This window comes from Candidatus Binatia bacterium, assembly GCA_036382395.1.
Classification (GTDB): Bacteria; Desulfobacterota; Binatia; order HRBIN30; family HRBIN30; genus JAGDMS01.
In genome coordinates this window covers 1-8,063 of sequence record DASVHW010000369.1, presented here as the reverse complement: position 1 = coordinate 8,063, position 8,063 = coordinate 1, and the positions used below count along the sequence as shown (strand labels likewise).

The following is an 8,063-nucleotide window of genomic DNA, read 5'->3' as shown; positions in this document are numbered from 1 at the left end:
GAGCGCAAGCACTGGCGTTTGATCGGCAACGGGGAGGGCATCCATTGGCCCGATCTCGACGAGGACATCAGCGTCGAAGGCCTGCTCAGCGGCAGAGCATCGGGTGAAAGCCAGCGTTCGTTCAAAGCCTGGCTTGAGGCGCACAGGCGTCCGCGCTCTGACACGCGTATCCAGCCGACGCGCAAGAAACACGCGCGCGGCTGATCCGCAAGACGGTAGCGCGCTCGTGAACCGCCGGTGGAGATTAATCTAGTGCGCGCATCGGAGTCGTCGCTGCAATTGGCCGGTTCGGTGCGAGGGCGTCCCTCGGAGAAGCAGGGGCAGTATCTAGCATTCATCTACTACTACACCAAGATTCACCGGGAGGCGCCCTCCGAAGCCGAGATGCAGTGCTACTTCGGCGTCACACCGCCGTCGGTGCATCAAATGGTGCTGTCCCTCGCAAGGAACGGCTTCATTGAAAGAACGCCGGGCAAGCCGCGATCGATCAAGCTGCTGTTGCCGAGGCGTGAGTTGCCGGATCTGGAGTAGCGATGACCGGGCTAACAAAGCTCCACCCGACGGCGGGCGTGAGCCGGCTGTGTTGCTGCGAGAGGGGCCGTTCTGCCCGCCGCCGGTGAGCGGCAACGCGCTGGGCTCTGCACGCCCCACCACCGCAGTCCCCTTTGCCGTTGCGCCGACGCCTCCACACGGCCCCGATTCCTCCCCGCGCGCATGGCATTACGCACCGTTTCGCACTTGACCTGTTTGCTCACCGCCAGCTCTCCCGACTATAACCCCCATAGTGAGTGAGCGTCCGTCAGCAGCGGTTCAGTTCAACATCGTTTATCTCCCCTCCGGCGGTGACCCGGCTGTGCCAAATGCGCAGCTCACCCCGGCGCCGACAAGCAGATGAAACGCTAAAGGTTAGCGGGCGCGGAACGCTGATGTATCTCACAGCTGAACAGGTCAGGAAGCTGGACGGCCCCACGCTTGAGCTTTTTCTGAGGCGAAAGTACCCGGAGGGGCACCACCTCGACTATAAGGCTCAGCTCTCGCATCCTGACCAGAAGGCACATCGCGAGTTTCTGAAAGACATTTCCGCGTTTGCGAATGCAAATGGCGGGCACCTTCTGATCGGAGTAAAGGAGCCGTCTGACGACCTCGACCTCGGGGCCCAAGTCGTAGGTATCGATCGACCTTTGGATGTGGCTCAGAAGCTTGAGAATCTGGCGAGTTCGTCGATTGATCCTCGAATCGCCGGCCTTCAGATCATTCCCGTGACTGTATGCGGAAAAGGCATAATCTTCATCCATGTACCGCCCAGCAGCACCAGACCGCACCGGGTGGACCATCAAGGTCATTCTGCTTTCTACCGCCGCCATACGGAGTCGATCTTCGCAATGACCACCCATACGAGATCCGTGAATCGGTTCTTTCCACACTGGGTGCTGAGTACCGCGCGAGAGCGATTCGTGCTGAGCACGTTGCGCTGCTGACGGGAAGCGGCCTTACGGAGCGGCTAACGAATCGCTGGTGTCGTCCTGTGTTCGAATTGCCAGATGCGATACGCCAACCCGGCGAGTCTCTCGACAGAATCGCCGATGCTTGGTGCTCGGCGGTCCACAACGCTTTCGGTACAACGGCGCCGCCAACACTTCTCGAAATGGGCGCCCGCTAAGACCATGGAGACCGACGCCAAAGGAAGGCGCGGCTCATCGCCAGGCCGTTAGAAGCACGCTCAGTAGATGCACTCGGAGAGAATCCACATTTCAGATCTACAAAGCGAAACTATCGATTGCGCCTGCGATGGCATCGCACAATTCACCGTAGGATTGACTCGAAACGTTCTTGAAGAGAACACGGAGAGACTGCGTCTCATTGGCACCGGCACACTCGTGACAGTCGATGGGCTGCACTGCATTCTCACGGCCGGACATGTTTTGGACCAGCTCCGGGATTCCGATCGACTGGGCTTGTTGTCTTCATTTGCTGGGGGGCATCGTCGCCATGCTTTCGAGGTCTCACATCTTCAGATCCACAGGAGCGCAAGAGGCGAGGATGAATCCACAGGCCCGGATCTTGGTCTCGTTGTGCTTCCGCAGACGGACATACGGTTCTTGCTTTCCGAAAAGAGCTTTTTCAATATCGACAAGCGTCGGGCACGCTTTTCCGATGGTTTTATCGAGGCGAACCACGGATTCTGGTTCACGCTAGGCATCGTGGGAGAATCCGCGGAAAGCCTAGATCCCATACCAGGCTTCATCGCAGGGAAAGGATACTGGGCACTTTGCGGAACGTTTGGGGCGCCCCTGGAGTACGAGTCGTCGGAGTATGACTATCTCGAAGTGCAAGTCGACTACAGAACAGGTAGTGTGGAATTACCGTCAGATTTTGGCGGCTTCAGTGGCGCAGGAGTATGGCAGGTTCCACTGAGAAGGAGTCCTGGAAGTCCGATCGAACCCGAGGAATTCGTCTTGTCGGGTGTGGTGTTTTATCAGACCGCCGTCGAGGATGGCGTCAGACGACTCAGATGTCATGGCAGGAAGACCGTATATGGGAAGGTCCCGGAGTTCTTGGATCGCAGCGGACGCTCCTCCTCCTAACCCGCACCTGGAGCCGACTCGCCGCCAACCGCCCAAGGAGCTACATGGTGTCGGCGCGGAGGCTGGAGAAAAGGGAGGAGATGCATGTGGCCGTTCAAGGGGCGTGCACCGGATCACAGACGCAAGTTGGAAGCTGCCGGTGCGGAATGGAGGCCGCACAAATCCGCAACGGAGAAGTTCTCCGCCATGTTTCCAGGAGAGGTGAACAGGCGCTTTTCGGGCGGCTTCGGCGGCAGCGCAGATGACGGTCAATCGCCAGGTACTGCCGTCTATTCGTGCGAGGTTCCAGGCGCGCTCTACCAAGTGTCCGTCACTCGCGTGAGGCAGTATTTCGGTTCGGCCGAGGAATTCCTCCAGACAGTCTTAGACGAAATGGCACAGGGGCTGATTGATGGCATTCTTATTCAGAACCAGAAGGCACCTTTTGAAGGTTGCCCTGCCACCTCCTTCGAGATGAGATTCCTTAAGGGTCATTCTCTTTCGATACTGGGAGTCGCCGCGCTTTATCGTAACACGGTATACGTTGTTTCCACGGCGTTTCCGGTAGACACCATAAACCACTTTGCGCGATTCCGTGACGGGTTCGCGATTGATCGCGAATAATTCTTCAGCGGCCGCTATGGATCGCGTTGCGTGATCCCAACCCCACAAGCCGTTGAGTCAAACACAATGACACAGCTTCGATCAACCAGCGGCACGGCCCCGGGGGCTGGGGCCGTACCGCCGTTGGGTTACGCCACCGCCGGTTCGGGCGGCGGCGCCGGGGCTGCCGCCGGCGAGGAGACAGGCACCGGCGACGGTTGTGGGGTTGGTTTTGAAGCCTTCGTGGACGTGCGCGCCGCCCGCTCGAAGAGGGTGGCGTACAGGTTCGGCGCACCATCGTCGGCCGCGGCGCGCGCGCCGCGCTTGACGGCGCCGAGCGCCAGCTCCCACGCTTGCGCCACCGCCTCTCGTGTGGCGCGGGTGTCGCGTGCCGCCGTCCGCAGCATCTCCAAACGCACCAACGCCGGTTCCAGGCCGCGCGTCACCTTCTCCACGCTCTGCACGGCCTGCAGCGTCCCTTTGCCCACCGTCTTGCTGCGGCGTATCGCCGCCACCAGCTCCGGCAGCGCCTTGGCCGCCTCCGCCGGCGCCAAACGCATGAGCGCTCCCGTCGGCAGATTCGCAAAGGCCGCAAACGGATCCCGCAGCGGCTGCCCGTCGGCCACCAGCGCCCGCGCCAGCGTGTCCACCAGGCCCTGCTCCTCGGTCCGAAACTGCGCCTGGGCCTTCTCCACCTCCGCCTCGGCCTGCTGCATCTTGGCGTGCGCCTGCACGTAGCCGTGCTGCGCCCGCTCGAACGCCGCCAGCCGATCCTTGATCAGCCGCGTGTCGGCGGTCCGCGCCGCGGCCAGAATGGCCGCCCCCGCATTGAGTTGCCGGGTCGTACTCTTGCCTACCGTAATTGTCGACATTCCGCTTCTCCTTTCTGGCAGGCCGCCGGTTGCAAACAGGTTGCCAAGCCATTGTGTGCGATAGGGTGCGTGGATATTTCGCGGAACGTACATCATTGTCAGGTTATTGTGTACGTGTGTCACGCGAATGCCGGCTGTACACTCGAACGCACCATTCAAATCTGCAAAGTGCGGCGACAGCGGTACACTGGTACATCCGGCAGCCTCGGGCCGCTCACAAACAGTCGCCGTTGTTGAACCCCAAGTGCGGAGCATACACATACCAACATTGTCCAGTCACTCGCCATCATGGACTGTTGATAAATGACCGGCCGATGGCGTGATATGCCGTATTTTCCGCGTGCTTCCGTAGGGGCGCAGCATGCTGCGCCCCTACATTCGGAGAAACTCAGCACTCCCCTGCCCATGAACACGTGCCTGCTCCGTCGCCCAGGGCATTGCCCTGGGCTCATAGCTTGCCGCCCTTTCAGGGCTGAGACCAAAGAGACTCAAATGCTCGACGGTGATGAGCCCCGACGGGGCGGCCATTCGTGAGCCCGGGGCATCGCTCCGGGCGGTGTCGCGCGAACCACAAATTCATAGGCGCTCCAAGCCGGTGCCCCACCGGTCAGCTCTCGCGGCGAGAAATTCACCAAGTTGAGACCGATCGACCGTATCCGATCGAGTTTTTTGAATGTGGAGCGTTGGAACGCCTGAATTTTAGGCACTCACGCGCAGTGGCGGCCTTGACCACGCGGTACACCTCCGTTTCTGGCGCAGCGACGGCCCTGACCACGCTGTTCACCCCGTTTCTGGCGCAGCGGCGGGCCTGACCACGCTGTGCACCCCCGCCTCTGGCGCAGCGGCGGACCTGACCATGCTGTGCACCTGATTTCGGGCGCAGCGGAGGGTTGGACAAGCCATTCTCCGAGCGAAAATCCACGGCGGGACGTTGTCGCAGCTTCTAACCAGCCAATGAGCCCGACCGGCTTGAGCTGCGCCACTCATCGCGAAGCGCTCTGTGCCGGCGGGTTATTGGCAGGGCATTGGCGTTGCGGCCGATCACCGCTCCTTGAGGACTCTTCGAAGTTGCCCTATCGTGCGTTCATGACGACAACCGTGGAACAGCTGGCGGAGCAAGCCATGAGCCTGCCGACCGAGTCGCGGGCACAACTGGCTGATCTGCTTGTGGAGAGCTTGGACGCAAACGACCTTGGGCGGATCGATCGGCTGTGGGCCGCCGAGGCTCTACGCAGGCGGGACGAAGTACGCGCCGGGCGCGTGCAGACGGTTCCGGGTGATGAGGCCCTCCGGAAGGTGCGTGACTCCGTGCGGCGATGAGATATGAGTTCAATCCGCAAGCGCTGGAAGAGTACGAGGCGGCAGCCCTCCGCTACGCCGAGCGGGAGGCGGCGCTGGCCCTGCGGTTCATTGAGGTCGTCGAGGACGCTGTCCATCGGATTCTCGAAGCACCGACCCGATGGCGCGTGATTGCGGAAGATGTCCGGCGCTGTCTCACGCGCGTGTTCCCGTACGGGATCCTCTACACTGTTGAACCCGACTTCGTTCTCATCGTCGCCGTCATGCACTGCAGTCGCGAGCCTGGTTACTGGAAGCAGCGGCTCACGAAACCCTAGCCCGGATCGAGCCGACCGGCTTGAACTTGACTGCGCCTCGCGAGACGGTATGCGCCGGCGCCTCAACGGCCACGCGTTCGGCGTAAGCCATGCAGATCGCCCGGAGTTGACGACATGAGCCTTTTCTCGGAAAACCAACTCATCCTGATCACGGGCGCGTCGGGATTCATCGGTGCTCACCTCACCCAAAGGCTGCTCGCCTCGTCGCCGCCCGTCCGCATCCGCCTGCTGGCTCGGCCGTCGTCAAACCTGACGGCATTCGAGGGGCGACGCAATGTCCACGTTGTCAGAGCCAGCCGTTGGGACAACGCCGACGTGCTGCGGGACGCCTTTCGCGATGTCGACTACGCCTTCAACACTGCTGGGGCGGTGGTCGATTGGGCCAGGTGGGAAGATTTCGAAGACGCCAACATCACGATGGTGAGGCGGTTGGTGGAGGCCGCCGTTGCCGAGCGCGGGCGCCCCGATTCCACACTGAAACGATTCCTGCACATCTCCACCGCCGATGTGTACGGGTATCCGGCAAACGGCCCGTCCGAAGACGTCCCGCCACGAGACATCGGCATCCCGTATATCACGACCAAGATTGCAGGAGAGGCGGCGGTGCTGTCGACGAAGGGGCAGTTGCCGGTCACCGTTTTTCGACCGGCGAACGTGTATGGACCCGGGAGCAAGGATTTCGTCCTGGAGATCGCCACGTTGTTGCGGTCGCACCTGATGCTGTTGGTCAGTGGGGACGTGGGTGCCGGGCTGATTCATGTTGACGATTTGGTAGATGGCCTCATCAAGGCCGCGACTGCACCGAATGCTGTCGGGCGGATCTACAACATGTGTGGCGAGGAACACGTCACGTGGAGGTCCTACGTCAACCGATTGGCAGACGCGTTGGGCTACCCGCGTCCGTTCTTGTCGCTGCCCTTTGGGCTGTTGTTTTCGCTGGGGTCTCTGTTGGAGTCGTTGTACCGTTTCTTCGGATGGTATGGCTCGAGGCCATTGCTGACCCGCCATGCGGTCTATGTGATGGGAAGAGACCAGGACGTCCCGATTGACAAGGCGAAGCGGGAGCTGGAGTTTCAACCGCGGATCAGCCTCGACGCCGGCGTGGATCAGTGCGTGGCGTGGCTCAAAACGCTGCCACAGTTCAGGTCGAGCTGACGGGGCAAGCCGGGATGCCGGCGGAAGCAGCTTCGGCGGGGGAGTGACGGTCTTTAGCGATTGCTGCGGAAAAGCGTGTTCTGGCCGACGCTGAGATCAAGTCGGTTGAGAACATCCATACCGAGCAAACTAAAGCCGGGGACTGGTCCGACGACGACGTCGACATCCCGCAGTTCGGCGGAGCCAATCCGCAGCCTCGGCACTTCGACCAGCGAGCCGACGCCGACGCCGGTCACGCCCCCCACCAGCTGGTCTCCCATCCAGTGCACGCCGATTTGGTTGGCCAGCGCCGCATCGATCATCGTTTTCTGAGCGCCGGTATCAACGATCATGCGGACCTCCGCATGCTGTTGGGTCCCCTGCAGCTCGACGCGAACAAGCTTGCGGTCGGCGCTGTTGCTGTCCGCCTCCAGAGGCACGGGCCGGAACTCGCCTCCAAAATGAATCGCCTTGGCTTGCGCGCCCTCGGGCGGCCCAGAGTTCGAGAAGTTGACCACTCCGTTCTGGTCCGTCCACGTATAGACTTCCTGCTGGGCCACAACTTGCGGTGTAGGCAGGGCCAGGAGCATCAGACCCGCAATCATCCCCAAGTAGCCGTGCCTCGTCATGTGTGCCTTTCGCTCCGGTCGCCCTGTATTGTCGAGCAGTTACTGTGCCAGCCGCCACACGGAACTGAAGCGTGCATAGACCCCTCAAGGTTGTGGAGAGCGGCGTCACGGACTGGAGTGCGGCCAAGAAAATCAACGCCGATCAGCGGATCACCCTTCGACAAGCATGTCCTGAGCAACGTCGAAGGGCTGCCCATGAACATACGCCGCCTGTCGCCCAGGGCGTTGGCCCATAAGCGACAGAACCGACATGGGACGATTCCTTACGCCGAAGGCGTTATCCATCATAGCCCAGGGTTGCGAAGCTACCCTGGGTCGATGGTCCGAACAGTTTTCAACCCTGAATAGGGTTGCGTCCGGCCCCCGCCTCGGTCTCAGACGGACCTATAGGCGTCACGTTGTAGACCTCCGGTTGAGCTAGCCTCCGGCGGAACGGTGTCCGCAAGTCGAGCGCAACCCCTTCAGGGTAGCAGAGGAATCGGTTTCGCTGCCCAGGGTAGCCACTGCCGCGGCAAAACCCTGGGCTATGGTACGGAACGCCTTCGGCGTACGGAACACAGCCCGCTTGCTGGTGGGATGGGTTGAACATCGCCCTGGGCGGTGGCGTCGGGCGTGAGAACCGTTCATGGCCTCTCCAAGCCGGCG

General features: G+C 61.4%; 10 protein-coding genes. 8 read left to right on the top strand and 2 right to left on the bottom strand.

What is annotated here, in order from left to right; translation table 11 throughout:
• The 5 genes from VF515_17770 to VF515_17750 all read left to right on the top strand — a co-directional run.
• A partial coding sequence (locus VF515_17770) for a DUF2442 domain-containing protein (GenBank protein HEX7409480.1) occupies positions 1-204 on the top strand: 204 nt, incomplete at its 5' end.
• Positions 205-237: 33 nt separating this feature from the next.
• The gene (locus VF515_17765) at positions 238-531 is read left to right on the top strand and encodes a MarR family transcriptional regulator (protein HEX7409479.1); all 294 of its coding nucleotides are present in this window, start codon (positions 238-240) and stop codon (positions 529-531) included.
• A gap of 395 nt (positions 532-926) precedes the next feature.
• A complete protein-coding gene (locus VF515_17760; protein HEX7409478.1) occupies positions 927-1,478 on the top strand; it encodes an ATP-binding protein in 552 nt (183 codons plus the stop codon).
• Between the two features lie 249 nt (positions 1,479-1,727).
• Positions 1,728-2,585: a hypothetical protein gene (locus VF515_17755; protein ID HEX7409477.1), complete on the top strand. Its 858-nt coding sequence runs from the start codon at positions 1,728-1,730 to the stop codon at positions 2,583-2,585.
• Positions 2,586-2,669: 84 nt separating this feature from the next.
• Positions 2,670-3,188, top strand: a complete 519-nt coding sequence (locus VF515_17750; protein ID HEX7409476.1) for a hypothetical protein — start codon at positions 2,670-2,672, stop codon at positions 3,186-3,188.
• 128 nt (positions 3,189-3,316) lie between these two features.
• Here VF515_17750 and VF515_17745 read toward each other — a convergent pair whose 3' ends face one another.
• Positions 3,317-4,039, bottom strand: coding sequence for a hypothetical protein (locus VF515_17745; GenBank protein ID HEX7409475.1), 723 nt, complete (start codon positions 4,037-4,039; stop codon positions 3,317-3,319).
• A 1,086-nt stretch (positions 4,040-5,125) separates the two neighbouring features.
• Here VF515_17745 and VF515_17740 point away from each other — a divergent pair.
• From VF515_17740 to VF515_17730, 3 genes are all read left to right on the top strand, one after another.
• Complete coding sequence (locus tag VF515_17740) at positions 5,126-5,359, top strand: addiction module protein (GenBank protein HEX7409474.1); 234 nt, start codon at positions 5,126-5,128, stop codon at positions 5,357-5,359.
• Complete coding sequence (locus tag VF515_17735) at positions 5,356-5,655, top strand: type II toxin-antitoxin system RelE/ParE family toxin (protein HEX7409473.1); 300 nt, start codon at positions 5,356-5,358, stop codon at positions 5,653-5,655. Before VF515_17740 ends, VF515_17735 begins: the two co-directional genes overlap by 4 nt.
• 114 nt (positions 5,656-5,769) lie before the next feature.
• The gene (locus VF515_17730; protein HEX7409472.1) at positions 5,770-6,810 is read left to right on the top strand and encodes an NAD-dependent epimerase/dehydratase family protein; all 1,041 of its coding nucleotides are present in this window, start codon (positions 5,770-5,772) and stop codon (positions 6,808-6,810) included.
• A gap of 53 nt (positions 6,811-6,863) precedes the next feature.
• On the opposite strand, the gene VF515_17725 is transcribed toward VF515_17730, so the two are convergent.
• Positions 6,864-7,418, bottom strand: coding sequence for a retroviral-like aspartic protease family protein (locus VF515_17725; GenBank protein ID HEX7409471.1), 555 nt, complete (start codon positions 7,416-7,418; stop codon positions 6,864-6,866).
• Positions 7,419-8,063: the final 645 nt, after the last annotated feature.

Coding starts and splice junctions, on each gene's coding strand:
- VF515_17755 (HEX7409477.1), top strand. CDS start 1,728: ATGCACTCGGAGAGAATCCACATTTCAGATCTACAAAGCGAAACTATC.
- VF515_17745 (HEX7409475.1), bottom strand. CDS start 4,039: ATGTCGACAATTACGGTAGGCAAGAGTACGACCCGGCAACTCAATGCG.
- VF515_17730 (HEX7409472.1), top strand. CDS start 5,770: ATGAGCCTTTTCTCGGAAAACCAACTCATCCTGATCACGGGCGCGTCG.
- VF515_17760 (HEX7409478.1), top strand. CDS start 927: ATGTATCTCACAGCTGAACAGGTCAGGAAGCTGGACGGCCCCACGCTT.
- VF515_17725 (HEX7409471.1), bottom strand. CDS start 7,418: ATGACGAGGCACGGCTACTTGGGGATGATTGCGGGTCTGATGCTCCTG.
- VF515_17750 (HEX7409476.1), top strand. CDS start 2,670: ATGTGGCCGTTCAAGGGGCGTGCACCGGATCACAGACGCAAGTTGGAA.
- VF515_17735 (HEX7409473.1), top strand. CDS start 5,356: ATGAGATATGAGTTCAATCCGCAAGCGCTGGAAGAGTACGAGGCGGCA.
- VF515_17740 (HEX7409474.1), top strand. CDS start 5,126: ATGACGACAACCGTGGAACAGCTGGCGGAGCAAGCCATGAGCCTGCCG.